This window comes from Ohessyouella blattaphilus (assembly GCF_024721265.1).
Taxonomy (GTDB): domain Bacteria; phylum Bacillota; class Clostridia; order Lachnospirales; family Lachnospiraceae; genus Aequitasia; species Aequitasia blattaphilus_A.
The window spans coordinates 253,352-279,252 of record NZ_JAMXOC010000002.1 but is presented as its reverse complement, the minus strand read 5'-3'; the positions used below and the strand labels follow the sequence as shown (position 1 = coordinate 279,252).

Here is a 25,901-nt window from a genome sequence, read left to right as displayed (position 1 = left end):
TTTTTAAAAAATCCCATTAATCAATGACTATAAAAAGATTTACCTTTCAGAGCTGAAAGTAGCGAAAAAAGGTTGATAAAAAACCTTATAAAATATATAATATAAATTGGCGAAAATTGGATGATCTGTTGGATGTTTTGTATACAACAGAGGTTCATTTTTTATAGAAAAAGAGAGAAAATGGAGGTTCAAACTATGAGCAACACGGCAGAAAGTAGGATAAAATCCTTACTTGATGATGGCAGCTTTGTTGAAATAGGTGGTAGCGTTATGGCGCGGGCTACAGATTTTAACATTCAAGCAAACAGCGGTGCAGGAGATGGCGTTAAGTGCGGATATGGAGTTATCGATGGTAACCTAGTATACGTCTATTCCCAAGATGCTTCCGTCCTCGGTGGCTCCGTGGGTGAGATGCACGCAAAGAAGATCGCTAATTTATACGATATGGCGATGAAGATGGGAGCTCCAGTAATCGGTCTCGTTGATAGTGCGGGAATGCGTTTGCAAGAGTCCACCGATGCCTTAGAGGCGTTCGGTACAGTTTACAGAAAACAAGCACTGGCTTCAGGGGTAATTCCTCAGATTACAGCGGTGTTTGGTAAGTGTGGTGGTGGGTTAGCAGTCCTAGCAGGTCTTGCAGACTTTACCTTTATGGAAAGCGAAAAAGGGAAGTTATTTATTAATTCTCCCAATGCTTTACCGGGAAATGAAATCAGTAAAGAAGATACCTCTTCTGCAGAGTTCCAGGCTGAGAACACTGGCGTGGTGGATGCAGTAGGAACGGAAGCAGAAATTCTTAGTAGCATTCGTTCATTAGTAGCGATGCTTCCTATTAACAATGAAGAAGAAGCCGCACTTAGTGAAAGCACGGATGTTCTTAATCGCGTGATTGCGAATCTAGAAGCGTCTAAAGAAGATGGTGCCTTGGCCGCCAGCTTACTATCTGATAATAATGTGTTTTTCGAAACCAAGAAAGCGTATGCTAAAGACATGGTGACAGGCTTTATTAAGCTTAACGGCATGACCATTGGCGTGGCCGCGAACCGCTCAAAAATCTATAACGAACAAGGGGAAGTGGCAGAGGAATTTGACGCTGCTCTTAGTAGCAAAGGCGCTAAGAAAGCCGCTAGCTTTGTGGAGTTCTGCGATGCTTTCAATATCCCTGTTTTGACTTTAACAAATGTAAATGGCTTTAAGGCTTCTAAATGCAGTGAGAAGACTTTAGCGAAAGCTGTCGCTAAGCTTACCTACGCCTTTGCTAATACCAGTGTTCCGAAAGTGAATGTGATTGTGGGCAAAGCCTTCGGTAGTGCTTATGTGGCGATGAACTCGAAGTCTTTAGGAGCAGATCTTGTCTTTGCCTGGACAAATGCTAAGGTAGGAACGATGGAAGCGGATATGGCAGCAAAGGTTATGTATCCAGACGCTTCTAGCGAGGATTTGAAAGAAAAAGCGAAAGAGTACGAAGCTCTTCAGGATAATGTAGAAGCAGCCGCTAGAAGAGGGTATGTGGATCAGGTGATTGATGCAGCCGATACTCGCAAATACGTAATAAGTGCATTTGAAATGCTTTTAACGAAAAGAGAAGACCGTCCCTATAAAAAGCACGGGACTGTGTAAAGAGGTGAATGACTGTGAAGAGAAAACTAAGTATCCTAGTTTCTATCTTAGTCTTAGCCGTTAGCTTTTCTGCATGTGGAAAAAAGGAAGAGGTTGCTACCCAAGATAATGCTTATTACGAGCAGGTTAGTGATATTATGCTGACCCAACTTCTACCTTCGATAACGGAAGAACAGATAGAACAATTAGAAAACATTGAAGAATTTGCTTTTAATTCTCAGCTATATCAAAGTCAATTACCACTTACGCCTACAAGCTACGTAGAGTCGGCTAAAGGTTGGTTGGCAGCGAAAGAAGAATGTGGCGAATTTTTGGGACACGGCGACTACACCTTTGAAAACTCTACTGATAAAATGGTAGTTTCTACTCAAGGTGAATTTGAAAATCGCGATGCGAAAATTTCCTTTACCTTTAACGGTAATGGAACCCTTGAAAGCACCACGGTAAGCCCTTCTTACGCAATTGGTGAGATTCTTGAGAAGGCTGGTCTAAATACGATTTTAGGTTTGGGCACAGTATTTGCGGTTCTTATCTTTATCGCCTTTATAATTTCACTTATGAAATATATTCCTAAGTTGCAGGCGGCTTTTAGTGGCAAGAAAGAAAAGCAAATTGAGACAACTACGGAAGCGGTAGCGGCACCAGTAGCACCGGTTGTAAGTGCAAGTACAGGAACAGATGAAAAAGAATTAATTGCGGTTATCTCGGCAGCCATCGCTGCAGATACAGGTATGAACACCAGCGATTTTGTGGTTCGCAGTATCAGAAGAAGACCGAGTAATAGATGGTAAATTAACGAAAAGGAGAATGAAATAGATGAAAAATTATACAATTACAGTAAATGGCGTTGCTTATGATGTAACCGTAGAAGAAAAAGGTGCAGGTGCAGCACCAGTGGCACCTGTAGCCGTGGCACCAGTAGCACCAGCTGCGCCTGTGGCTCCAGCAGCAGCTCCAGTAGCTCCGGCAGCGGCTCCTGCAAATGCCGGTGGAATCGAAGTGAAAGCCGGTGCGGCCGGAAAAGTATTTAAAGTAGAAGCAGCTGTTGGTACAGCAGTAAAAAAGGGTGATCCGGTTATCATTATCGAAGCGATGAAGATGGAAATTCCCGTCGTAGCTCCGGAAGATGGAACGGTAGCAAGTGTGAACGTAGGCGTAGGTGATGCAGTGGAAGCCGGCGGCGTACTTGCCACTTTAAATTAATGACGAGCAAGTTTTAACGACTGGAGGTTAAAAAATGGATTACATTATGAATACATTAGGAAACCTCGTGCAGCAGACAGCTTTTCTAAACCTATCCATCGGTAATGTGGTGATGATAGGTGTTGCATGTCTTTTCCTATATCTGGCAATACGCCATGAGTTCGAGCCTTTACTTTTAGTGCCGATTGCTTTTGGTATGTTGCTGGTTAATATCTTCCCAGGCATCATGACTTCTACTCATGATTCGGAAAATGGTGTGGGCGGGTTATTATATTACTTTTACTTATTAGATGAGTGGGCGATTCTACCATCCTTAATCTTCTTAGGGGTAGGAGCGATGACGGATTTCCGTCCGTTGATTGCTAATCCTAAGAGCTTTTTACTAGGGGCAGCCGCTCAATTTGGTATTTTTTCCGCGTATCTTGGGGCGATGGCCTTAGGGTTCTCGGATAAAGCGGCGGCCGCAATTTCAATTATCGGCGGTGCTGACGGACCGACTTCGATTTTCTTAGCCGGAAAACTAGGCCAAACGGATATTATGGGACCGATTGCGGTTGCAGCCTATTCCTATATGTCTTTAGTGCCGATTATCCAACCACCGATTATGAAACTTTTGACAACGAAGAAAGAGCGGGAGATTAAAATGGAACAACTCCGTCCAGTTACGAAGTTAGAAGCGATTTTATTCCCGATTATCGTAACGATTGTCGTGTGTACGATTTTACCGACGACGGCTCCTCTTGTAGGTATGCTAATGCTTGGAAACTTATTTAAGGAATCAGGTGTGGTTAGACAGTTAACCGAGACGGCTTCAAATGCTTTGATGTACATCGTAGTTATCTTGCTGGGAACCTCAGTTGGGGCCACCACCAGTGCCGAAGCTTTCCTTAACTGGGATACAATCAAAATTGTCGTTTTAGGCTTAGTGGCCTTCGCCTTTGGAACGGCGGCCGGTGTACTATTTGGTAAGCTGATGTGCTTAGCGACTGGCGGTAAGGTGAACCCACTAATTGGTTCGGCGGGTGTTTCGGCGGTGCCCATGGCGGCGAGAGTATCGCAAAAAGTGGGAGCAGAGGCCGATCCTACCAATTTCTTGTTAATGCATGCAATGGGACCAAACGTTGCTGGAGTAATCGGTACTGCCGTAGCGGCAGGTACCTTTATGGCGATTTTTGGAGTTAAATAGAAGAGGAGGAAATTTCATGTCAGAAATTCAGAAAAAACCGGTTAAAATTACCGAGACCATTCTCCGGGATGCGCATCAGAGTTTGATTGCGACCAGAATGACTACCGGTGAGATGTTACCGATTGTAGATAAGATGGATAAAGTCGGATACCATGCCGTAGAGTGTTGGGGCGGGGCAACCTTTGATGCGTCATTACGCTTTTTAAAGGAAGATCCTTGGGTGCGTTTACGCCAATTCCGGGACGGTTTTAAGAATACAAAATTACAGATGCTTTTCCGTGGCCAGAACATTCTTGGTTATCGTCCTTACGCTGACGACGTGGTGGAGTATTTTGTACAAAAATCAGTAGCTAACGGTATTGACATTATTCGTATCTTCGATTGTATGAACGATATGCGCAACTTACAGACCGCTGTAAGCGCTGCAATTAAAGAAAAGGCAGAAGCTCAAGTGGCGATGTCTTACACCCTTGGCGATGCATATACGTTAGATTACTGGGTAGATTTGGCAAAAAGAATCGAAGAGATGGGAGCCACTAGTATCTGTGTTAAGGATATGGCGGGGCTGTTACTTCCTTACGAAGCGACAGAGCTTGTAACGGCACTTAAAGGTGCGGTAAGCTTACCAATCGAAATGCATACTCACTATACTTCAGGTGTCGGCTCAATGAGCTACTTAAAGGCTGTTGAGGCGGGAGCGGATATTATTGATACAGCAATGAGTCCATTTGCTCTTGGTACTAGCCAACCAGCCACAGAGGTAATGGTAGAGACCTTTAAGGGAACGCCTTATGATACTGGGCTTGATCAAAAGAAATTGGCTGAGATTGCTGATTACTTCAGACCACTGCGTGACCACGCGCTAGAAACAGGTCTGTTAAATCCGAAGAACTTAGGTGTAGATATCAAAACTCTTCTATATCAAGTGCCAGGTGGTATGCTTTCCAACCTTACTTCGCAGTTGGCTGAGCAAGGTGCGGCAGACAAATTCTACGAAGTGCTAGAAGAAGTTCCACGAGTACGTGAAGATTTAGGCCAGTGTCCACTGGTAACACCTTCTTCACAAATCGTTGGTACTCAGGCGGTATTTAATGTCTTGACCGGTGAGCGCTACAAGATGGCTACGAAGGAGACGAAGGATGTCTTAAGTGGTCGCTACGGAGCTACCGTTAAGCCGTTTAATCCAGAAGTTCAGAAGAAGGTTCTTGGCGATAACCCTGATATTATCACTTGTCGTCCAGCGGATCTAATTCCGGATGAACTTGATACGCTTCGCAAAGAAATGGAGCAATACTCACAACAGGATGAAGACGTATTAACGTATGCGCTATTCCCGCAGGTAGCGGTTGATTTCTTTAAGTATAGAGAAGCACAACAAACAAAGGTGGATGCAACAGTAGCGGATTCAGAAAACAAAAGTTATCCAGTCTAAAGGATAGAGATAAACGACAAAAGCGACGGCAGGTGCCGTCGCTTTCGTCGTTTTAATGGATTTCCTTCCAGATGATTTCGCAAGGGGCTAAAGTAAGGGATTGACATTTTCCCTGTCCGTCGTAAACATTAGTTTCTTGTGTCTCATTGGAATTATTGAGAATGGCATATTTCTTATTCTCCGGATAAGCGTGTACTTCGCAGTTCAAATTATCGGTTTGCCAAACATGGAAATTTCTTTCCTTATGGGCCGCATAATAAATGCTTCGCATTAACAGCCGGGTGTTTTCGTAGCTGTAAGGGAGACCAGCGATATATACGCCTCTTCCCTCGCCGTAGGCATTAGCCGCTAGATGAACTTCATGGTTAGAGTATTCGATGATTTCTGTATCCTCAGAGAGAGCATAAATGCTTTGCTTGCTTTCGCCAAAAGAAAGGGGAGTGAGAGCATCACTAGTGATAAAATGCTCAGTAAGCGCCTTTGTATAATACTTGTCTGTAGAAAGTGAGAAGCCAAGCTCTTTATCTACGCCCAGAATATCCGCTAGCTGAAAGAATCGTCCGCCGTGCTGGACGGCAGATGGCTCACCGATACCGATAAAACCGCCGCCCTCGTAAACCCATTTGCGAAGGGTAGTAACTAAATCGGGATCGCACCATTTCTCACCGCCGGAAAAAGCGGTACCAGCATCACCGGCATTGATAATGACATCTACGTCTTTGGGAACTCCGTTTTCACGAATGTCATCAAAGCTTAAGAAAACCGTCTCAATGGCAGCGCCGCTTAGAGCTTCAAGAATACCGAAATAGGAATACGTTTGTTTATACCAGAGAGCATGAGCGACCATATAACTTTGCCAAGAACGCAGCTTTCCCCAGGAATTTAAAATAGCGACCTTCACTCCAGAGTAAGGTTTTTGTCCTTTAACATTTGCGTAAATCATCCGAAATTCATCGGTGACCTTTTCGATATAGTCAATGAATTTTGGGAATTTGTAAGCTAAACTTAAGTAGCCGCCATAACCGATTCGATCAACGGGGCTTCGCATAATGGCCCGCCTGGCGCTCAACCAGTTATCGATGGCTTCTATGCAGGGGTCATTTCCTTCGTAGAAGGTATCTGGGAAAAAGTAAGGCAGAAAACGTCCTTCGGTATACTTGACCCCGGAAATATCAGAAATAAGTCGTAAAGTAGCACCGCCGCCAACGCTTCCGACGACACCATCAAGGCCGATTCTAGAGAAGTAGGGACCGTAAGGCTCGGTACCAATCCAGTTATCACCCAGAAACATCATGGCTTCACGGCCAGAATCGTGAACGAGCTCGACGAGTTCTTTCGCCTTTTCGGCTACAAACCGTTGGATAAAGTCCATATAGTCTAAGTATCTCCTAGAAGGGACGCAAAAGGTGGTGTTGTAGTAACCATTATCGACGATATCCTCAGGACGTAGAGCATACCCGTATTCTTTTTCGAATTCAGCAAGCGCCTTAATCGAGACGGTTGCACCGTAGCCAAACCAATCAACAAATTTTTCTTTTGCCTCGGCATTAAAGACGAGAGTAAAGTGATAAAAGAACGTGGTAAAGCGAACAACATCGGTGTCCGGGTTCTCTTGTAACCAGTCTTTTAAGCAGCGTTTTGCAAAAGCGGCAGAATGAGGCTGGCGAATGTCAAAAGGGATATCGTGAGGAACGTCTTGCCAATTATTAGTAATGTAGTTATACATTTGGGTAGGGTCCCAAATCATATAGACGAAGAAGGAAACCGTATATTCATGAAACGGTATGGCACTAGTGATTGTAAGCGAGTCGGTGTCTTGATCCACGGTCCATAAATCGGGTTCAACAATCGTATTATTCGTGCGATCGATTACTTCCCAATAGCGCTTGGGATCATGGCGATAGTCAGCAACTACCTGCTCCTTGTAAAAACCATCGAGAAAGTCAATCGTTAAAGTGTCGCAAATAGCCAAGTTGTGTTTTGACATTAGGAGCATTTGGACACATTCATCAAGATGAGTAGAAGCAAAATCATTGTGACCACGGGTAACAAAATAAGTGGAATATACCTTGGCATCTAAAGCTTTTAATTCGTCGTCGAGCTTGGTACCATCGCTGTCTCTTATGGCATCAGCACCCCAGCGCTCAAGGATTTCTTTTGTTTCCTTTAGAAAATTGGCTTCACTTGGAAGCGTAACTCGTCCTTTTGTTTGTGACATGGTAACCTCCTGATTTTTCACTATTGAATGATATTTTGAGTATAGGTAAAAGAAGGGGAGAATACAATAGCACGATTGTTGATTTTTTTTGCACAAAAATATAGCTGAAGGTTCCGTTTAAAAGGTTCCTTCAGCCATTGCTTTGATAGAAGAAGCGTAATCGGAGGGGGTCATTCCTGCGATTTGCTTAAACTGGCGGGAAAAATAATGAATGGAAGTGTAACCCATACATTCAGCGATTTGTGTAAAGTTCATTTGATTGGTGCGAATCATCTGTTTAGCAGCTAGAATTTTCATATGTGAAAAGTATTCAATGATACCTAGTGAAGTCTGTTCTTTGAAAATTCGCTGAAGTAGAGCTCGGCCAATTAAGTTATCCTGACATATCTTTTCAATCGTAAGGTGAGAGGATAGGTTTTCCTCTAAATAGTCAACAATTCGGTTGAATGTCTCCATGTCGCTTTTTTTCTTAGTGGTCTTTATGGGGACGGCGGTTGGCAGTTTTTTGCGGATAACGATGGGGTTTGAATAACGACGAATTAGATGAATCAAAAAGTGATGCAGGTTTATGTTGATTAATTGCTCGGCGCCAAAAGCATCGGGATCCTTTTGCGGCATGTTTTGCAAATAGGGATCATCAAGACGGCAATCAAAGCAGCGCCTAGCCTCAATAATAATGTCTGCAAGTAAATTCCGTTCCGTTTCATCGATACGTAGCGTCTTGTGGCGGAAAAAATCTAGCACCTTATCGTGGCAGTCAAAAGAGATAACCACGAGATTTGGGGCAATTTCGCCGGTGGCCTTAACATTGTGAAATTCGTTAGGTGGATGGAAGGCGATTTCACCTCTTTTAAGGATTTTGAAATCGTCGCCAAAGCGAACACCGACTTCACCTTTGTCGACGCATATGAATTCCCAAAAATCATGGGATTCACCTTCAAAAGAAAAATCACTCATGTATTCAAAGTAGTGGATACTATATATTTTCCCTAGATTAATCGAGCTCTTTAGAGTGACACCTTCATAAGCCATAGAGCGATACCTCCTAATATAAATAAATGTAATGAGATTGTGCATTATTACCAGTGATAAATTTAATTATAAGATAATTTGCAGAAAAAACAAGATATAAAAAGCTAATAATGCAAAATAATGAGTAAATAAGATAAAGAAACTTGTGCAATTTTGCAATACACTAATGACAACAAGTAAAGTTCATGTTAGGAGGATGAAGTATGAAAAAGAGAGTTTTAAGCGTGTTACTTTGTACAGTCATGGTTGCCGCAATGATCGTAGGTTGCGGAAAGAAGTCTGACGATGGTGGAAGTTCTGAATCAGGGGGCAAAACATTGGTGTATTGGTCAATGTGGAGCGAGGAAGAACCTCAAGCGAAAGTAATTAAAGCGGCGATTGCGAAATTCGAAGAAGAAAATGACATTAAAGTTGATGTTCAATTCAAAGGACGCAATGGTCAACGTGAAGGTTTGCAACCGGCACTAGATGCGAAACAGACGATAGACATTTTCGATGAGGATGTGAATCGTGTAAACGGAACTTGGGGAAAGTATCTATTAGATTTAGAAGATTTGGCAGCTGACTATGAGGCGACCCACGGTGTAGAATCCTTAATGGCTATCGCCCGTAATGCTTATGGGCAGACACATGATGGGGATGAAACCTTGCACTCAATTCCGTATCAGCCATCTATCTTCGGTATGTTCTACAACAAAACCTTATTTGATAAGGCGGGAGTAGAAGGGGCACCTGAGACTTGGGAGGAGTTTGATGAGGCTTGTGCAAAGCTTTTGGATGCCGGAATCACACCGATTACTGCTGATGATGCTTACATGACACCGTATATTGGAATTCATTTAGCAAAATACTTAGGTCAAGATGGGGTGAAATCCTTGGTTATGGGTGAAGAGGTAAATGGCGTAAGCGTGACTTGGGACGACCCGAAAGTACTTGCAGCCGCTGAAAGTTTTGCGGATTTTGCGAAGAAGGGTTATTTCTCTAAAAACATTACGACGAACGCATATCCAGCTGGACAAAATCAAGAGTTTGCACCAGGTGAGGCGGCTATCGTAATCTGTGGTTCATGGTTACCTAATGAAGCAAAAGAATCCGTAGCGGATGATTTGGTATGGGGATACTTCAATTATCCAACGGTACCGGAGGGAACGGACGATAATACTGCAAATAACATTGCTAATCAAGTCTTTGCCATCAATAAAGATAGTAAGATGCCTGAAGAAGCATTTAAACTCATTGAATATTTGGTGACTGGCGACACAGACAAAGCCTTCGTATCTGATGCTATGTGTATTCCAGCAGATAAAGAAAATGCAGACAATTGGCCAGTAGAGTTAGAAGGTGTTAAAGCAGGCTTTGATGCCACAACGAAGTATTATGACTGGGCGGCAGGCGTGGAAAATAATAACGATTTGACCCCAGCGCTTAAAGAGAATACCATCAAGTTAGCAGGTGGAGAGCTTGACGGTGCGCAGTTTGTAAAAGCGATGAAAGAAGCTGCTGGTCAATAAGATAATGAATAATATAATTATATAGTAAATAAGCAGGTGGCAGGTGGTTAGGGGAAAACCATCTTCACCTGCTTGTCTCTTTAAAAAGAGGGTAGGAGGAGATTGAATGAAGAAGAATAAAGGGATGATAGTGGCATTCCTAACGCCAGCAGTCGTAATTTTCCTCATAGTGTTTCTGTATCCGATTATTAGAACGGTGATGATGAGTCTTTATAAGATTGACTCGGTGACGGATGCGATGGATTTGTGGGAATTTGTCGGTCTTGGCAACTTCCAAAAGCTATTTTCTACAGCTATTTTCAAGACGGCGATGTATAACATTCTAAAAATTTGGGCGATTGGTGGGGTAATCGTTATGACGCTCTCGCTACTCTTTGCGGTAATCTTAACCAGTGGCATTCGCGGGAAAAAGTTTTTTAGAGCGATTATCTATCTGCCGAATATTGTTAGTGCGGTAGCCCTAGCAACCATGTGGCTACAGTATGTGTATAGTTCAAAGTTTGGACTATTGAAATCCTTTTTCGAAGCCTTAGGCTTAAAAAGTTTAGCTGCAACACCGTGGCTTGATACAGCTCATAAGTTTTGGGCTCTGCTTTTTGCATATTGCTTCGGAATGGTTGGCTATCATATGTTGATTTGGATGAGCGGAATTGAGAGGATTAGTCCAGAATTATATGAAGCAGCAACTATTGATGGCGCAAATATAGTACAAAAATTTCGCTATATTACTTTACCTCTTTTGAAAGGGGTCTTTAAAACGAATATTACCATGTGGACAGTAAGCTCGGCGGCTTTCTTTGTATGGTCACAACTATTTTCAAATGTTACCGCCGATAAATCTACGCTAGTTCCGGTTCAATATATGTATATGCACACCTTTGGTGCAGGAAATGCGGTAACGGACCGAAATGCTGGTTATGGCGCAGCGATTGGAATTATTCTAAGTCTGTGTGTTGTTCTAATCTTTACTATATGTAATAAACTACTTAAAGATGACGATTTGGAATTGTAGGAAGGAGGGGTGATAATGGCTGGAAAAAATATGAAAGAAAAGAAAAAAAGAGAAAAGATTAACTGGAAGAAGGAATTAAAACTCACTCCTGGATATCTTATTATTCTGATTTGGGTAATTTTTACGTTTATGTTATTAGGGTGGATTTTGGCAGCGAGTCTTTCCACCACTAGTGATATTTTTGCAGGAAATACATTGAAGTTCCCGAGTGGCTTACACTTTGAAAATTATGCAAAGGCTTGGGGTTCTTCGAATGTGGCCACCTTCTTTTCAAATTCATTGGTTTACTCCTTGATTTCATGTACCTTGCTGATTTTGATATGTGCACCGGCAGCTTATGTTTTATCACGATTCAAGTTTATTGCCAACAAGGTGATACAGACGGGTTTTGTTTCGGCAATGGGTGTACCGATAACGATGATTGTACTTCCTTTATTTGGTGTTGTAGCAAATCTGGGTATTTTGAATAATGTTTTGGCGACAAAAGGGGTATTAATCCTTTTATACGTGGGAATAAACATTCCCTATACAACAATTTTTCTACTTACTTTTTTCAGTAATATTTCGCGCACGTATGAAGAGGCGGCGGCAATTGACGGATGTCCGCCGATGAAGACGTTTTGGCGAATTATGTTTCCAATGGCACAGTCAGGCATTGTAACCGTTACCATTTTTAACTTTATCAATATCTGGAACGAGTATTTCTTATCTCTGATTTTCGCCAATAGTGATGAGTTACGCCCGGTAGCAGTAGGTCTATACGGAATGTTGCAGTCCATGCAGTATACCGGCAATTGGGCAGGGATGTTTGCGGCAGTTGTAATTGTTTTTTTGCCAACCTTTATTTTATACATTTTCTTATCAGAGAAAATTATTTCCGGTATTACAGGCGGCATAAAGGGGTAAAAGAAAAATGGAAGGTATCTACCCAGATAATCTGTGGGAGGATTAACGAATGCAGGAGATAACAAAAGAAAGGCTGAAGGAGGTAAGAGAGAATTTTCAGTTTGAAGGTACTCTTATTTACGAAGGCCTGTATGGCAGTGGTCATATCAACGATACTTTTTTGCTGGTGTATGAAATTGCCGAAATGGGCCAGATTAAAGTGATCTTACAGCGGATGAATAATGAAGTTTTTTTAAAACCGGTGGAATTAATGGAGAACATCGTTGGAGTGACGACTTATCTGCGAGAGCGAATTATCGAACACGGAGGCAATCCAGAACGGGAAACGCTGAATGTGATTCCAACGATTAGTGAACAGCCCTATTATGTAGACTCTGAAGGTGATTATTGGCGCTCGTATAAATATATAACAGATGCAACGAGTTATGATGTTGTAGAAAAGCCAGAGCATTTTTATGAAAGCGCGGTTGCTTTCGGTAATTTTCAGTATCTATTGGATGGTTACCAAGCGGATACACTACACGAAACGATTAAAGGCTTCCACGATACTAGGGCTAGAGTGGTAGCGCTTAAAAGAGCTATCGAGTCTGATATAATGGGAAGAGCGGCTTTCGTTCAGAATGAAATCGCTTTTGCCCTTGAACGGGAAGAGTTAGGAAACTATTTAGGAGAGTTATTATTAATAGGTGATTTGCCTTTACGAGTGACCCATAATGATACAAAATTCAACAATATTATGATTGATAATAAAACAGGTCATGGCATTTGTGTTATTGATTTAGATACCGTGATGCCGGGGCTTGCAGTCAACGACTTTGGTGACGCCATACGCTTCGGTGCAAGCACAGCAGTGGAAGACGAGCAAGATTTAACAAAGGTCGCTTGTGATATGGAGTTATTTGCGTTGTTTACAAAAGGCTTTATAAAAGGGTGTGGCGGTAAACTTACTCCGCAAGAAATCGAATCCTTGCCTATGGGAGCAAAAGTGATGACGTATGAATGCGGTGTTCGCTTTTTGACCGATTATTTACAAGGAGATATTTATTTTAAGACGCACCGGGAAGGGCATAATCTAGATCGCTGTCGAACGCAGTTTAAATTAGTAGAGGATATGGAAGCGAAATGGGAGATTATGCAAGAGATTGTAAAAAAGTATAGTTAAACTACAGAATGAGTACGAGACTTTCGTTTTTGGGAAGTCTCGTTTTTTTATAGTAATTATGTTATACTTCTAAGATGAAAAAGGAGGTGGAAGCCGATGAGTTATAAAGTTAAATTAATACCGGTCGTAGCTCTTATCTGTGCCATGATTCTGGTGACGCCATTGCAAGCGATGCAGATATTTGTAAAAACTCTAACAGGGAAAACGATTACGCTAGAGGTAGAGCCGACCGATACTATTGATAGTATTAAATCTAAGATTCAAGAAAAGGAAGGGATTCTTCCAATACAACAAAGATTAATATTTGCGGGCAAACAGTTAGAGGAAGGTAAAACATTATCCGATTACAATATTCAAAAAGAATCCACCCTTCATCTCGTGCTTAGAAATGCTATCGATGGTCTTGAAGTGATTGAGCTTCTTGACAATTATCACGAAGGCGACTACGAATATGTTGTTATTTCAGCTAATATACCAGAGGGATGTATTGCGTCACTTGATAATTCTTATGAAGGCAAATTAGAAGTAGGCTATGATAGTTATAAGATTAACTTAAAAGTCAAGAAAGGTCTTAGCATTGGTGAATACAGCACGAATATTCAACTTTCATCTAACGAAACAGTGATTTCCCAAAAGGCGATTACGATTAAGGTCAGTAGCGCTAGCGAAGAGCCGGTTGCGGAAGAGCCGGTTGCGGAAGAGCCGGTTGCGGAAGATGTGCCACCAACGGGCGATACCAGCAATCCGTCTAGTCCGCAGGTGAGTATGAATGGCGGGGGCGTGCGAACAGGTGATGCTACGGAGGGGACTTCGGTTGTTCTGTTAGTTTTTTTATGTTTAATGATGATACTGGGTTGGAGTGTGAAACATGTCAAGAGATAACAACTTACTAGAACAGATGGAAGACGGCTACGCCAAATTTAGCAAGGGTCAAAAGCGGCTAGCCGATTTCTATGAGAAGAATTACGATAAAGCGGCCTTTATGACGGCGGCGCGAGTGGGGAAAGAAGTAGGTGTCAGCGAGTCCACGGTGGTTCGCTTTGCTACCACGCTGGGCTTCAGCGGTTATCCGGAGTTACAAAAGGCATTAGGGGAATTGGTACGGACAAAGCTTAATTCCATTCAGCGCATGGAAGTTACCTACGGGCGGATTACGGAAAAAGAGATTCTCGATAGTGTCCTCCACGCCGACATCGATAAGATTAAGCAGACTATGGCAAATATTGACCATGAGGCTTTTGAACTGGCGGTGGATACCATCTTAAAGGCAAGAAAGATTTATATTATCGGGATTCGTAGCTGTGCGCCTTTAGCAGGTTTTCTCAATTTTTATCTCCATTTGGCCTGTGATCAGGTGACCTTAATTAATACCAATAGCGCCAGTGAGATTTTTGAGCAGATGATTCGCATTAGCGAGGAAGATGTGATTATCGGCATTTCTTTTCCCCGCTATTCGATGCGAACCTTAAAGGCGTTAGAGTTTGCCTGCAACCGTAAGGCCAAGGTAATTGCCATTACCGATAGCGCTCGTTCGCCGATTACTATGTATTCGTCCTGCAATTTAATTGCCAGAAGCGATATGATTTCGATTGTGGATTCACTAGTTGCCCCATTAAGCGTAATCAACGCCCTTGTGGTAGCCCTTTGTATGAAGAAGCAAGACGAGGTGGTTAGGACTCTAGAAACCTTAGAGGATATCTGGGATGAATACCAGGTTTATAATAAAGAGGAGCTGAATCGGGTGGCCGATCGGTTGGATTTGAATCCAGGAGAAGATCGTGAAGAGTAAGGAAGTATTGATAATTGGTGGCGGCGCTGCCGGAATGATAGCGGGAATTAGCGCGGCTAGAGAAGGGGCTGCGGTTACCATTTTCGAAAAGAATGAAAAGCTGGGAAAGAAGCTTTTTATTACTGGGAAAGGTCGCTGTAACTTAACTAATGGCTGTGAGAGTGAAGCTTTTTTTGAACAGGTGATTTCCAATAAGAAGTTTATGTACAGTAGCTTTTATAGCTTTGATAATTTTCAGGTGATGGCCTTTTTTGAAAGCTTAGGTCTGTCGCTAAAGGAAGAGCGAGGGGAGCGGGTATTTCCCGCAAGTGATCGTTCTTCCGATGTAATTAAAGCTTTGGAGCGAGAGCTTCGTAAGCAAAATGTGAAGATCCTACTGGGGAGTGAGGTTACTAGTCTTAATTACCAAGAAGATGCTTTTAAGTCTCTTTCTACAAGAGAAAAGGAATACTTTGGCGATAGCTGTATCATTGCTACTGGTGGGTGCTCATACGAATCTACCGGTTCCACAGGGGACGGCTATAAGTTTGCTAAAGAACGGGGATTAAAGGTAGTTTCTCCGAGACCGGCGTTAGTTGGCCTTGAAGTAAGAGATCCTTGGGTTCCCCTTTTGCAAGGGTTATCCCTTAAGAATGTAAAAGGTACCTTCCTAGCAAAAGGGAAAGTACTTTATCAAGAGTTTGGGGAAATGTTATTTACCCATTACGGAATTAGCGGGCCCATTGTCTTAAGCGGCAGTAGTGCGTGCAGCAAGGCGTTAAGTGGGCAGGAGCTTACCTTTAGCCTTGATTTAAAACCAGCGCTTTCCGAAGAGCAACTGGACAAACGGATTCTGCGAGAATTTGAAGCCGGCCTTAATAAGCAGTTTAAAAATGTGATTACGGCGCTGTTTCCGGCGAAATTCGTACCGGTACTGCTAAGTGAAGGGCCTATTAGAGGCGATCAGGTGGTAAATGAGATTACGAAGGAGATGCGCCAAGAGCTAGTAACCTATATCAAAAACGTTAAGATGACGGTAACAAGGCCGCGACCGTTTAAAGAAGCGATTATTACCGCCGGCGGTGTTGATGTAAAAGAACTTAATCCAAGTACTTTAGAGACGAAGAAGATTACCGGTCTATATTTTGCCGGTGAAGTAATAGATGTAGATGCGCTGACTGGTGGATTCAACCTCCAAATCGCTTGGTCAACTGGGTATCAAGCGGGAATCAGTGCTGCGAAAGGAGAAGAAAATGGGATTTAATGTGGCAATTGATGGCCCAGCAGGAGCGGGTAAAAGCACCATTGCCAAAATGGTAGCAAAAAATAGAGGTTTTATCTATGTAGATACGGGAGCCCTCTACCGGGCCCTAGGATACTCTTTATTACAAGCCGGTGTGGATACGAATGATAAAGAAGCGGTTACTAAGCATCTGCCAGAGGTGAACGTAGAGCTTGCGTACGAAGCAGGGGAGCAACAGGTCCTTGCTAATGGCAAAAACGTTAGCAAGGAGATTCGCAGGGAAGAGGTAGGGAACATCGCTTCAAAAATAAGTGCGATTAAAGAAGTGCGAGCCAAACTTTTAGATTTACAAAAAGATATCGCTTCTAAAAACGACGTAGTCATGGATGGTCGCGATATTGGTACCTTTGTTTTACCGGAGGCTCAGGTAAAGATTTACTTAACAGCCAGTGTCTTCGAACGAGCAAATCGCCGCTATCAAGAACTAATAAAAAAAGGTGAGCAACCAGAACTCTCCCAAATAGAAGCAGATATTGAGCAGCGGGACTACCAGGATATGCACCGAGAGATTGCTCCACTAAAGCAGGCCGAAGATGCTCACTTAGTTGATAGTTCCCGGATGACGATTGCAGAAGTAGTGGCTAGGATCGAAGGATATATTGACGAGGTGATGTAATGGAGATAATTACCGCTAAGAGCGCTGGGTTTTGCTTTGGTGTTGAAAAAGCTGTTAACTTAGTCTATGAAGAGCTTAGAAAGGGAGAAAATCGTCCGATCTATACGTATGGTCCGATTATTCATAACGAAATTGTAAATGATGATTTTAAAGCAAAGGGCGTCCGGATTATTGATGGTTTAGAGGCTTTAGCTGGCGTTAAAGAGGGGACGGTGATTATTCGTTCTCACGGGGTTCCAAAAAAGGTTTACGATTTGCTAGAGGAGCGAAAAATCCATTACGTAGATGGTACGTGTCCTTTTGTAAAACGAATTCATAACATCGTCGCAGAAAAGACGGCTCAAGGAGAGTTCGTAATCATTATCGGAAATCCTGCTCACCCTGAAGTGGAAGGCATCAGAGGCTGGGGGGATGAGAAGATTGAAATCATCAGCGACGAAGCGAAGGCGCGGGCCTTTACCCTAGAGGATAAAAGCCAGAAGGTGACAATCGTTGCCCAAACAACTTTTAATCACAATAAATTCAAAGAATTAGTTGAAATAATTTTAGGAAAAGGGTACAATGTAAGTGTTTGCAACACAATTTGTTCGGCAACAAGAGAAAGACAGGCCGAGGCAAGAGAGATTGCAAGTAGAGTGGACGCCATGATTGTGATTGGCGACATGCATAGTTCGAACAGTCAGAAGTTATTTGAAATATGTAAGGACACCTGTGAGAAGACTTTTTTTGTACAGACCATCAGGGATCTTGATAAGACAAAGCTTAAAGACATTAATGTTCTAGGAATTACTGCAGGGGCATCCACGCCTAACAAAACAATAGAGGAGGTTCAAAAAGGATGTCAGATATGACTTTTGAACAAATGTTAGAAGAATCATTTAAAACTATAAGAAATGGAGAGGTAGTGGATGGCACTGTCATTGACGTTAAGCCTGAGGAAGCTATTTTAAATATAGGTTACAAAGCAGACGGTATCTTAACACGCAGTGAATATACAAATGAGCCAAACGTTGACTTAACAGATGTGATTAAAGTTGGCGAAGTAATGACTGTAAAAGTCTTGAAAGTAAATGATGGCGACGGACAAGTTCTCCTTACCTACAAGCGTTTAGCTGCTGAGAAGGGCTTAGAGGTTCTTAGAGAAGCAGCCGAGGCCGGAACGGTTCTAACGGCTAAAGTTGATCAGATTTTAGGTGGCGGTATTACCGTAACTGTAGACGAAGCGAGAGTATTCATTCCTGCAAGTCTTGTATCTGATACGTATGAGAAGGACTTAAATAAGTACAAAGATCAAGAGATTGAATTCGTCATTAGCGAATTTAACCCTCGCAGAAACCGGGTAATCGGTGATAGAAGACAGCTACTTGTGAAAGAAAGAGCAGCTAAGCAAAAAGAAGTGTTAGCAACTCTTAACATCGGCGATACCGTTGATGGTGTGGTTAAGAATGTAACCGACTTTGGAGCGTTTGTTGACCTTGGTGGCGTAGATGGTCTACTTCACATCTCAGAGATGAGCTGGGGCCGTGTAGACAATCCGAAGAAAGTCTTTAAAGAAGGTCAAGAACTTCGCGTTCTGATTAAAGATATTAACGATACGAAGGTAGCCCTTAGCCTTAAGTTCCCAGATGAAAATCCATGGGAAAATGCGAAAGAAGATTTCGCAGTTGGCAAGGTAGTATCTGGTAGAGTAGCAAGAATGACTGATTTTGGAGCCTTTGTTGAATTGGCACCAGGAATCGATGCGTTACTTCACGTATCACAGATCTCTAAGGATCACGTTGAAAAGCCATCTGACGTTCTTAAGATTAATCAACAAATCGAAGCGAAAATCGTTGATGTTAATGCTGACGAGAAGAAGATTAGCTTAAGCATGAAAGCTTTAGAATCCGCACCAGCACCAGAGGAATCACCAGAATTTACTGGTGAAGTAGGAGAAGGCTCAGCTTCTGATGCCGCAGATCCAGAACCAGCAGGAGACGCTCCATTCTGTAATGAGACTTCTGAGGGTGCCGTTGGACCAGCAGGAAGCTGTGAAGTAGTTGATGAAGAACTTTTAGCTGAAGAAGTTGCTGAAGAGACTACAGAAGAATAATTTTGATTTTGCAAAAGAGCAGGCGTTATAACCTGCTCTTTTTTGTGTTCAAGATGATTATTGTATCATTTTTTTTGACGTGATATAATATTTCTGATACATTTTACTTGCTTCAAAACTACAAAACAAGAATGAAAAAGAGGGGTTGCTTATGAGAAAAGTACCGAACAAGACATTAAAGAAGTTAATAGCTATGCTAGTTGTGTCGACATTGACACTTGTGCCAACAGTAGCACTGGCCCAGGGTCCAACTGACGAACCAGTCTGCGCGTGCAAAACGTTATGTGATGTTAGGGAAAACGCCAATACAGACTGTGCGGTATGCGGAGTAGACTTTGCCGGTTGTGAAGGACTAGAAGTGCCAGAGGTGTCAGAGGTGATTACAACAACACCGTCTCTTACTCTACAGGGAGAGCTTAGGGCTTTGGAGGAATATTCTACGGAAGATATTAACGCAATGAATAAGATTATAGAAGAACACCCAGAGCTTGAGTTGACAAAATTCGAAGAAGGGGATACAGAACCGCCAGAAGACTGGACAGAAGTTGTCACTTGGAGCGATGAGGGTGAGAGTCCGAGAAACATTATTGCTTTGATGCTGAGCAAATTGGAGGCAACCGATGACGAACAGGATGAAGTGAACAAAATGGACCTGCTCGGTAAATTGGATGTATCTGACTTGAAGAATTTGAGAGAGCTGTACTGCGATAACACCGGGGTGGGCGAACTAGACGTGAGTCAAAATACTGCGCTGACTCATCTATCCTGTGATGGTACTAATTTAACGGCTTTAGATGTAAGCAAAAACGCTGCACTTGCGTATCTATCCTGTAATAAGACCCAGGTGGCGGATCTAGACTTAAGCAATAAGACCGCACTTACGTATCTGTCTTGCTCATATACGTCTTTAGAAAATCTGGACTTAAGGAGCTGTACTGAACTTGAGGAGCTATTTTGCGATAGCAAGGGCTTAGAGACACTGGATGTGAGTAAAAACACTCAGCTTAAAAAGTTAACTTGCAATGGCGCTGGTGTGAGCGCTCTGGATATAAGCAAAAACGCCGCGCTAGAGGAGCTGTACTGCGATGGCACTGAAATAAACGTACTGGATGTGAGCAAAAATACCGAGCTGATTATTTTATCTTGTAATGGCTCCAAGGTGAGTGAGCTGAACGTATCGTATCTGACTAACCTAAAGGAGCTATACTGTAATAGCACCGGTGTAAGTACTTTGGATGTAAGCCAAAATGCTAAGCTTACCCATCTGTCTTGTAATAGTACTAGTGTGAGTGCGTTAGATCTGAAAAAAAACGAGAACTTGTCGCATCTAGACTGTTCAACCACTCCTATTAGCGAACTGGATGTAAGCGAAAACATCTCGCTAGAACAGCTAGATTGTCATAGTACGGAGATAACCGAATTGAATGTAAGTGCAAATACTGAACTGACAGATCTAGACTGTTATGAAACGAAGTTAAACGTTTTGGATGTGAGCCAAAACACGAAACTTGGCTGGCTAAGCTGCGATAATACCGAGATTAGCGAACTGGATGTAAGGAAAAATGAAGCATTATCTATACTGACTTGCAATAATACCCAGCTAAAAGACTTAGATGTGAGCCGAAATACATGGTTGGAGACGCTATATTGCCATAACACCCAGCTAAGTGAATTAGATGTGAGTAATAACGCTGCACTAAAGGAACTATACTGTTATAATAATCCTCAACTAAGTAAGCTAAACTTGAACAACGAAAACCTAGAATGGGTATTCTGTTCGGGCAACCCTGTTCGGACCCTGATAACCAAGACTGGTCAACTAAATCTTCCGGCCGGCACGGTATTAGGGGTGCCAGGCGATATCAATCCCAAAGAAAATAAGAATTACGGATATGATGTTTTTACAAACATTGTAACGCTGACAGCGACACCGGTAGCAGGCAAGAGCTTTGTGATGTGGAAGCCTTCTCCGGCAGTTGCTTGGGAAAATGGAAGTACTCATACAGACAAGCAGGTTTCCTTTAAACTTACGGGAGAGGTAACCATGGCGCTTTGGTATGAATATGAAATCCTTTCTGCTCCGGCAACATACACCGGAGGCGTAGACGGTGTGACTTTCTCTGTAAATGGCGAACTCTCTGATTACGTTAAAACGACGGTAAACGATGCAGATGTAGCAGCTACAGCAAAGGCAGGTAGCACAGTCATCACCTTACCCACAAGCTATTTGAAAACGTTGCAAGAGGGCACATATAATGTACAGGCGCTTTATACGGATGGTTATGCAAAAACGACACTTACTGTGAAAAAGCTAGTAGAGCCTACAAAACATCAGAGCAACCCAAAAACAGGAGATGATAGCAACCAGCTCCTGTATCTCGTTCTCTGCATGATTGCGGGCGTAGCGATTCTAGGCACGGCCACGTATCGCAGGAATAAAGCAAGATAACAAATATTATATTAAGTAGAAGACCGGGAGCTTTGGACCAATATGGTACCAACCTCCCGGTTGTTAAATATATGGCAAAATGTTTTAAAAAAGATACATCTATTTGTCTATATTTCATGGCAAAAAATTGAAAATTAAGTTATAGTTAAGAAAGCATAAAAAGGAGGGTTACGAGATGGCGTTGTTTACTTTTAAAGGGGGCGTCCACCCAGCTGACGGTAAAGAGTTGGCGAAGGATTCGCCCATAGTAACGTTGAAGCCGCAAGGTGACTTGGTATTTCCGGTATCTCAGCATATTGGAGCACCGGCAGTACCAGTGGTAAAAAAAGGCGATGAAGTACTACGTGGCGGGTTGTTAGCAGAGGCTGGCGGATTTGTGTCAGCACCGGTTTATTCATCTGTTTCGGGGACAGTGAAAGGAATCGAAAGAGTTTTGACAGCAACTGGTGGTCGCGTAGAGGCAGTAGTCGTGGAAAGCGATGGGCTGTTTAACGAAGTGGAGTTTGAAGGGTGTGATGATCCTTTTAGTCTACCACGGGAAGAGATTATCAAGAAGATTCAGACAGCAGGAGTTGTAGGCATGGGCGGTGCCGGTTTCCCAACTCATGTAAAGCTTTCACCAAAAGAACCAGAAAAAATCGAATACATCATCGCGAACTGTGCTGAGTGTGAACCGTATATCACTGCCGATTATCGTCGTATGCTTGAAGACGGTGAGAAGATTGTGGAAGGTTTACGTATCGTGCTTAGTCTATTTGATAACGCGCGGGGAATTTTAGCGATTGAAGACAATAAGCCAGATTGCATCGCGAAGATGACTGAGCTTACTAAGAATGATGAGAAAATTACAGTCTGTAAACTAGAGACAAAGTATCCACAAGGTGGTGAGCGTCAACTGATCTACGCTACCACGAAGCGAGCAATTAACTCAGCAATGTTACCAGCTGATGCCGGTTGTATCGTGGACAATGTGGAGACTTTGATCAATGTGTATAAAGCAGTTCGCAAAGGAATTCCTACCATTAACCGAGTTACTACCGTTAGTGGCGACTGCGTTAAGAATCCGGGGAACTTCCGGGTATATATGGGAACGAAGTACTCTGAGTTAATCGAAGCGGCTGGTGGCTTTAAGGAAGATCCGAAAAAAGTAATCAGTGGCGGCCCGATGATGGGCTTCTCTATGTTTGACTTAGATGTTCCGGTAACGAAGACTTCTTCTGCCGTACTAGCCTTTAGCAAAGATGCTGTTGCCGAGATGGCTGAGACAGCTTGTATTAACTGCGGTCGCTGTGTCGAGGTCTGTCCTAGCCGACTAGTGCCTTCACGACTAGCAGATTACGCCGAGAACAAGGATGAAGAAACCTTTGTTAAATGGCAAGGTCTTGAATGTATGGAGTGTGGCTGCTGTAGCTACGTGTGTCCAGCAAAGCGTCCCCTAAAGCAAGCAATGGGAACCATGCGTAAGCAAGCTCTTGCGAATAAGAAGAAAAGCTAAAGGAAGAGGTGAAGAGAGTGAATGAATTAAAATTAAATATGTCAGCATCGCCTCACGTAAGAGATAAAATAGATTCAAGCAAAATTATGATGTATGTCGCCATTGCCTTATTACCGGCTTCGGCTTTTGGAATCTATAATTTCGGTTTACAAGCTTTAGCGATGCTGCTAACGACAACGATTGCGGCAGTTTTAGTGGAATTTCTTTATGAAAAAATGATGAAAAAACCGGTCACGGTGAAAGATTTTAGTGCCGTGGTAACTGGCTTGCTTTTAGGTCTTAACATGCCTCCTACAGCGCCTTTATGGATGGGCGCCCTAGGTAGCTTCTTTGCCATTGTAGTGGTTAAGCAGCTTTTTGGTGGTTTGGGCCAAAACTTTATGAACCCCGCTCTTGGGGCTAGATGTTTTCTCGTAATTTCTTTTACCGGTCCGATGACTCGTTTTATCTACGACGGTGTGAGTGGAGCGACGCCGCTTCAAGCGCTTAAGTCAGGAAGCATCGTGGATACCACTTCGATGTTAATCGGTAAGACAGCAGGTACCATCGGGGAGACGAGCGTAATCGCTATCTTACTAGGGGCGATTATCTTGATTATGTTAGGGATTATCGATTTACGAATTCCGGGGACCTATATTTTAACCACCGCGATTTTCGTGGGTATCTTTGGTCCTGTAGTCAATCCTGAGGTAAGCTTTTTTGACCCTTATTACATTACCGCGCACCTATGTGGTGGTGGCTTAATGCTAGGAGCATGGTTTATGGCGACGGATTACGTGACGAGTCCGATTACTAAAAAAGGTCAATATATCTACGGTGCCTTACTGGGGATTCTAACTGGTCTGTTCCGTCTCTTTGGTGGTTCGGCAGAAGGCGTGTCCTATGCAATTATAATCAGCAATTTATTCGTTCCTTTGATTGAGCGATTTACGCTACCAAAGCCTTTTGGCAAAGGAGGGGAATAAGATGAAGATGATGAAAAATACAATTATTTTAACTTTGATTACAGTTATTGCCGGCGCGGCGCTTGGTCTGGTGTATGAGATTACAAAAGAACCGATTGCTATAGCGACCGAAAATGCCAAAAAGGCAGCTTGGCAAGAAGTATTTCCTGAAGCGGCTGCCGCTGATTTTGAAGTGCTTTCTGTCGATAAAGCCGGAGAAGATGCGGTAAAGGAAGCTCTACCGGACATTACGGTGAATGAAGTCTGTAAGGCAGGCGATAAGGGCTATGTAGTGACAACTACCAGTAAAGCAGGTTACGGCGGTGATATTAAAGTTACTGTAGGGGTTACCACCGAAGGAACCGTTAGTGGTGTATCTTTCCTAGAGATTTCTGAGACCGCAGGTCTGGGTATGAAAGCCAAAGAAGAAAGCTTTTATGGCCAATATATCGGTAAAGGCGCAGAAGGTTTTGCCGTATCTAAAGACGGCGGTTCTGGAGAGCCTATCGATGCGATTAGTGGGGCGACCATCACTTCTCGTGCAGTAACAGAAGCAGTTAACGCAGCCTTAGTGTATGCTCAGGCTGGATTTTAGGAAGGAGGGTGAAAGATGAGTAAAGCAAAAGATGTCCTATTAAATGGATTGATTAAAGAAAACCCGACCTTCGTGTTAATGCTAGGTATGTGTCCGACCCTTGCGGTAACCACCTCAGCTATTAATGGTATCGGTATGGGCTTATCAACAACAATCGTTTTGATTTTGTCTAACGTCTTGATTTCGATGCTCCGAAAGATTATTCCAGATTCGTTGCGAATCCCGGCATTTATCGTTGTGGTAGCGTCTTTCGTAACCATTGTTCAGTTCCTGATGGAAGGATTTACCCCTGCTTTGTACCAATCACTGGGAATCTACATTCCACTAATCGTGGTTAACTGTATTATCCTCGGAAGAGCGGAGAGTTTTGCTTCGAAGAATCCTGTCTTTTTATCAGCCGTTGATGGTGTTGGTATGGGACTTGGATTTACCGTAGGTTTGACAGCTATTGGTGTGGTAAGAGAGCTAATCGGCTCCGGTCAGGCTTTTGGTTATCAACTGATTCCTTTGGCAGATGAAGCCACCGGACAAGCGGGTTACGTACCGATTACCATCTTTATTTTGGCACCGGGTGCCTTTTTGGTCTTGGCGATTCTGGTAGCGATTCAGAATAAGGTACGTATCGAAATGGCGAAAAAAGGCAAAAAAGTCGCACCAGCGAAAGAGTGTGGTGAAGGCTGTGCAAGCTGCGGCGCTGGCTGTGGTAGCCAAGTGTTCCCCACCGGTGAAGCGGAAGATAAAAAAGTAGAAGATAAAACAGACAAGGAGGACGAATAGATGAAAGAATTATTATTAATTGCTATTGGTTCAGCCTTAGTAAATAACGTAGTACTCAGTCAGTTTTTGGGAATTTGTCCTTTCCTTGGTGTATCCAAGCGAGTAGAGACAGCTTCAGGCATGGGCGGTGCGGTAATCTTTGTAATTACCATCGCTTCTTTTGTAACGAGTACCATTTATAAGCTAGTCTTAGTACCTTTACACTTTGAATATTTGCAGACGATTGTCTTTATTTTGGTAATTGCTGCCCTTGTACAATTCGTAGAAATGTTTTTAAAGAAAGCGATGCCAGCTCTTTATAGTGCTCTAGGGGTTTACCTACCGCTGATTACTACGAACTGTGCCGTTCTCGGTGTAGCAATTGTGAATGTGCAAAAGGACTATACGATTCTTCAGGGAGTTATCAACGGTATTGGTACCAGTGCTGGTTTTGCTCTGGCCATTATCATTATGGCAGGTATTCGGGAGAAAACCGAATATAACGATGTACCAGCAGCTTTTAAAGGTACTCCCATTGTATTAATTACAGCAGCGTTAATGGCAATTGCCTTTTTTGGCTTTGCTGGACTTATATAGGAGG

Annotated in this window: 23 protein-coding genes; 21 read left to right on the top strand and 2 right to left on the bottom strand. The window is 42.9% G+C overall.

What is annotated here, in order from left to right; translation table 11 throughout:
* Positions 1–180: 180 nt before the first annotated feature.
* From NHH16_RS03530 to NHH16_RS03510, 5 genes are read left to right on the top strand one after another with little or no spacing between them, the layout of a single operon-like run.
* Positions 181–1,620, top strand: coding sequence for an acyl-CoA carboxylase subunit beta (locus tag NHH16_RS03530; RefSeq protein WP_262068217.1), 1,440 nt, complete (start codon positions 181–183; stop codon positions 1,618–1,620).
* A gap of 14 nt (positions 1,621–1,634) precedes the next feature.
* Positions 1,635–2,411, top strand: a complete 777-nt coding sequence (locus NHH16_RS03525; RefSeq protein ID WP_262068216.1) for an OadG family transporter subunit — start codon at positions 1,635–1,637, stop codon at positions 2,409–2,411.
* 25 nt (positions 2,412–2,436) lie between these two features.
* Positions 2,437–2,823 carry a biotin/lipoyl-containing protein gene (locus NHH16_RS03520; protein ID WP_262068215.1) on the top strand — a complete coding sequence of 129 codons (387 nt, stop codon included), beginning with the start codon at positions 2,437–2,439 and terminating at the stop codon, positions 2,821–2,823.
* Positions 2,824–2,857: 34 nt separating this feature from the next.
* Positions 2,858–4,009: a sodium ion-translocating decarboxylase subunit beta gene (locus NHH16_RS03515; RefSeq protein ID WP_262068214.1), complete on the top strand. Its 1,152-nt coding sequence runs from the start codon at positions 2,858–2,860 to the stop codon at positions 4,007–4,009.
* 16 nt (positions 4,010–4,025) lie between these two features.
* Complete coding sequence (locus NHH16_RS03510) at positions 4,026–5,441, top strand: oxaloacetate decarboxylase subunit alpha (RefSeq protein WP_262068213.1); 1,416 nt, start codon at positions 4,026–4,028, stop codon at positions 5,439–5,441.
* 52 nt (positions 5,442–5,493) lie between these two features.
* Here NHH16_RS03510 and gnpA read toward each other — a convergent pair whose 3' ends face one another.
* Together gnpA and NHH16_RS03500 are read right to left on the bottom strand one after the other, a co-directional pair.
* The gene (gene gnpA / locus NHH16_RS03505; RefSeq protein ID WP_262068212.1) at positions 5,494–7,659 is read right to left on the bottom strand and encodes a 1,3-beta-galactosyl-N-acetylhexosamine phosphorylase; all 2,166 of its coding nucleotides are present in this window, start codon (positions 7,657–7,659) and stop codon (positions 5,494–5,496) included.
* Positions 7,660–7,776: 117 nt separating this feature from the next.
* A complete protein-coding gene (locus NHH16_RS03500) occupies positions 7,777–8,691 on the bottom strand; it encodes an AraC family transcriptional regulator (RefSeq protein ID WP_262068211.1) in 915 nt (304 codons plus the stop codon).
* A 203-nt stretch (positions 8,692–8,894) separates the two neighbouring features.
* Between NHH16_RS03500 and NHH16_RS03495 the strand changes: the two genes are divergently transcribed.
* From NHH16_RS03495 to rsxA, 16 genes are all read left to right on the top strand, one after another.
* Positions 8,895–10,202 carry an ABC transporter substrate-binding protein gene (locus tag NHH16_RS03495; RefSeq protein WP_262068210.1) on the top strand — a complete coding sequence of 436 codons (1,308 nt, stop codon included), beginning with the start codon at positions 8,895–8,897 and terminating at the stop codon, positions 10,200–10,202.
* A gap of 106 nt (positions 10,203–10,308) precedes the next feature.
* Positions 10,309–11,214: a carbohydrate ABC transporter permease gene (locus tag NHH16_RS03490; protein ID WP_262068209.1), complete on the top strand. Its 906-nt coding sequence runs from the start codon at positions 10,309–10,311 to the stop codon at positions 11,212–11,214.
* A gap of 15 nt (positions 11,215–11,229) precedes the next feature.
* Positions 11,230–12,120 (top strand): carbohydrate ABC transporter permease, encoded by an 891-nt coding sequence (locus NHH16_RS03485; protein ID WP_262068208.1) that lies wholly within the window; start codon positions 11,230–11,232, stop codon positions 12,118–12,120.
* Positions 12,121–12,169: 49 nt separating this feature from the next.
* A complete protein-coding gene (locus NHH16_RS03480; RefSeq protein WP_262068207.1) occupies positions 12,170–13,282 on the top strand; it encodes a phosphotransferase enzyme family protein in 1,113 nt (370 codons plus the stop codon).
* 96 nt (positions 13,283–13,378) lie between these two features.
* Complete coding sequence (locus NHH16_RS03475; protein WP_262068206.1) at positions 13,379–14,164, top strand: ubiquitin family protein; 786 nt, start codon at positions 13,379–13,381, stop codon at positions 14,162–14,164.
* A complete protein-coding gene (locus tag NHH16_RS03470; RefSeq protein ID WP_262068205.1) occupies positions 14,151–15,071 on the top strand; it encodes a MurR/RpiR family transcriptional regulator in 921 nt (306 codons plus the stop codon). Before NHH16_RS03475 ends, NHH16_RS03470 begins: the two co-directional genes overlap by 14 nt.
* Positions 15,061–16,314 (top strand): BaiN/RdsA family NAD(P)/FAD-dependent oxidoreductase, encoded by a 1,254-nt coding sequence (locus NHH16_RS03465; protein WP_316043921.1) that lies wholly within the window; start codon positions 15,061–15,063, stop codon positions 16,312–16,314. Before NHH16_RS03470 ends, NHH16_RS03465 begins: the two co-directional genes overlap by 11 nt.
* On the top strand, positions 16,304–16,969 hold the full coding sequence (gene cmk, locus NHH16_RS03460) for a (d)CMP kinase (RefSeq protein ID WP_262068204.1): 666 nt from the start codon (positions 16,304–16,306) through the stop codon (positions 16,967–16,969). Before NHH16_RS03465 ends, cmk begins: the two co-directional genes overlap by 11 nt.
* A complete protein-coding gene (gene ispH, locus NHH16_RS03455; protein ID WP_262068203.1) occupies positions 16,969–17,820 on the top strand; it encodes a 4-hydroxy-3-methylbut-2-enyl diphosphate reductase in 852 nt (283 codons plus the stop codon). Before cmk ends, ispH begins: the two co-directional genes overlap by 1 nt.
* The gene (gene rpsA / locus NHH16_RS03450; RefSeq protein WP_262068202.1) at positions 17,808–19,061 is read left to right on the top strand and encodes a 30S ribosomal protein S1; all 1,254 of its coding nucleotides are present in this window, start codon (positions 17,808–17,810) and stop codon (positions 19,059–19,061) included. Before ispH ends, rpsA begins: the two co-directional genes overlap by 13 nt.
* Positions 19,062–19,212: 151 nt before the next feature.
* Positions 19,213–21,510, top strand: a complete 2,298-nt coding sequence (locus NHH16_RS03445; protein WP_262068201.1) for a leucine-rich repeat domain-containing protein — start codon at positions 19,213–19,215, stop codon at positions 21,508–21,510.
* 175 nt (positions 21,511–21,685) lie between these two features.
* Positions 21,686–23,005 carry an electron transport complex subunit RsxC gene (gene rsxC / locus NHH16_RS03440; protein WP_262068200.1) on the top strand — a complete coding sequence of 440 codons (1,320 nt, stop codon included), beginning with the start codon at positions 21,686–21,688 and terminating at the stop codon, positions 23,003–23,005.
* A 38-nt stretch (positions 23,006–23,043) separates the two neighbouring features.
* The gene (locus NHH16_RS03435) at positions 23,044–23,970 is read left to right on the top strand and encodes an RnfABCDGE type electron transport complex subunit D (protein ID WP_262068227.1); all 927 of its coding nucleotides are present in this window, start codon (positions 23,044–23,046) and stop codon (positions 23,968–23,970) included.
* 1 nt (position 23,971) lies between these two features.
* A complete protein-coding gene (locus NHH16_RS03430; protein WP_262068199.1) occupies positions 23,972–24,544 on the top strand; it encodes an RnfABCDGE type electron transport complex subunit G in 573 nt (190 codons plus the stop codon).
* Between the two features lie 15 nt (positions 24,545–24,559).
* Complete coding sequence (rsxE, locus tag NHH16_RS03425) at positions 24,560–25,321, top strand: electron transport complex subunit RsxE (protein ID WP_262068198.1); 762 nt, start codon at positions 24,560–24,562, stop codon at positions 25,319–25,321.
* Positions 25,322–25,897: an electron transport complex subunit RsxA gene (gene rsxA, locus NHH16_RS03420; protein WP_262068197.1), complete on the top strand. Its 576-nt coding sequence runs from the start codon at positions 25,322–25,324 to the stop codon at positions 25,895–25,897.
* Positions 25,898–25,901 lie beyond the last annotated feature (4 nt).

What these genes read in the sequence shown, in the direction of transcription:
- NHH16_RS03530 (WP_262068217.1), top strand. Translation starts at nt 181, where the DNA reads ATGGAGGTTCAAACTATGAGCAACACGGCAGAAAGTAGGATAAAATCC.
- NHH16_RS03520 (WP_262068215.1), top strand. Translation starts at nt 2,437, where the DNA reads ATGAAAAATTATACAATTACAGTAAATGGCGTTGCTTATGATGTAACC.
- NHH16_RS03515 (WP_262068214.1), top strand. Translation starts at nt 2,858, where the DNA reads ATGGATTACATTATGAATACATTAGGAAACCTCGTGCAGCAGACAGCT.
- NHH16_RS03510 (WP_262068213.1), top strand. Translation starts at nt 4,026, where the DNA reads ATGTCAGAAATTCAGAAAAAACCGGTTAAAATTACCGAGACCATTCTC.
- gnpA (WP_262068212.1), bottom strand. Translation starts at nt 7,659, where the DNA reads ATGTCACAAACAAAAGGACGAGTTACGCTTCCAAGTGAAGCCAATTTT.
- NHH16_RS03500 (WP_262068211.1), bottom strand. Translation starts at nt 8,691, where the DNA reads ATGGCTTATGAAGGTGTCACTCTAAAGAGCTCGATTAATCTAGGGAAA.
- NHH16_RS03495 (WP_262068210.1), top strand. Translation starts at nt 8,895, where the DNA reads ATGAAAAAGAGAGTTTTAAGCGTGTTACTTTGTACAGTCATGGTTGCC.
- NHH16_RS03490 (WP_262068209.1), top strand. Translation starts at nt 10,309, where the DNA reads ATGAAGAAGAATAAAGGGATGATAGTGGCATTCCTAACGCCAGCAGTC.
- NHH16_RS03485 (WP_262068208.1), top strand. Translation starts at nt 11,230, where the DNA reads ATGGCTGGAAAAAATATGAAAGAAAAGAAAAAAAGAGAAAAGATTAAC.
- NHH16_RS03480 (WP_262068207.1), top strand. Translation starts at nt 12,170, where the DNA reads ATGCAGGAGATAACAAAAGAAAGGCTGAAGGAGGTAAGAGAGAATTTT.
- NHH16_RS03475 (WP_262068206.1), top strand. Translation starts at nt 13,379, where the DNA reads ATGAGTTATAAAGTTAAATTAATACCGGTCGTAGCTCTTATCTGTGCC.
- NHH16_RS03470 (WP_262068205.1), top strand. Translation starts at nt 14,151, where the DNA reads ATGTCAAGAGATAACAACTTACTAGAACAGATGGAAGACGGCTACGCC.
- cmk (WP_262068204.1), top strand. Translation starts at nt 16,304, where the DNA reads ATGGGATTTAATGTGGCAATTGATGGCCCAGCAGGAGCGGGTAAAAGC.
- ispH (WP_262068203.1), top strand. Translation starts at nt 16,969, where the DNA reads ATGGAGATAATTACCGCTAAGAGCGCTGGGTTTTGCTTTGGTGTTGAA.
- rpsA (WP_262068202.1), top strand. Translation starts at nt 17,808, where the DNA reads ATGTCAGATATGACTTTTGAACAAATGTTAGAAGAATCATTTAAAACT.
- NHH16_RS03445 (WP_262068201.1), top strand. Translation starts at nt 19,213, where the DNA reads ATGAGAAAAGTACCGAACAAGACATTAAAGAAGTTAATAGCTATGCTA.
- rsxC (WP_262068200.1), top strand. Translation starts at nt 21,686, where the DNA reads ATGGCGTTGTTTACTTTTAAAGGGGGCGTCCACCCAGCTGACGGTAAA.
- NHH16_RS03435 (WP_262068227.1), top strand. Translation starts at nt 23,044, where the DNA reads ATGTCAGCATCGCCTCACGTAAGAGATAAAATAGATTCAAGCAAAATT.
- NHH16_RS03430 (WP_262068199.1), top strand. Translation starts at nt 23,972, where the DNA reads ATGAAGATGATGAAAAATACAATTATTTTAACTTTGATTACAGTTATT.
- rsxE (WP_262068198.1), top strand. Translation starts at nt 24,560, where the DNA reads ATGAGTAAAGCAAAAGATGTCCTATTAAATGGATTGATTAAAGAAAAC.
- rsxA (WP_262068197.1), top strand. Translation starts at nt 25,322, where the DNA reads ATGAAAGAATTATTATTAATTGCTATTGGTTCAGCCTTAGTAAATAAC.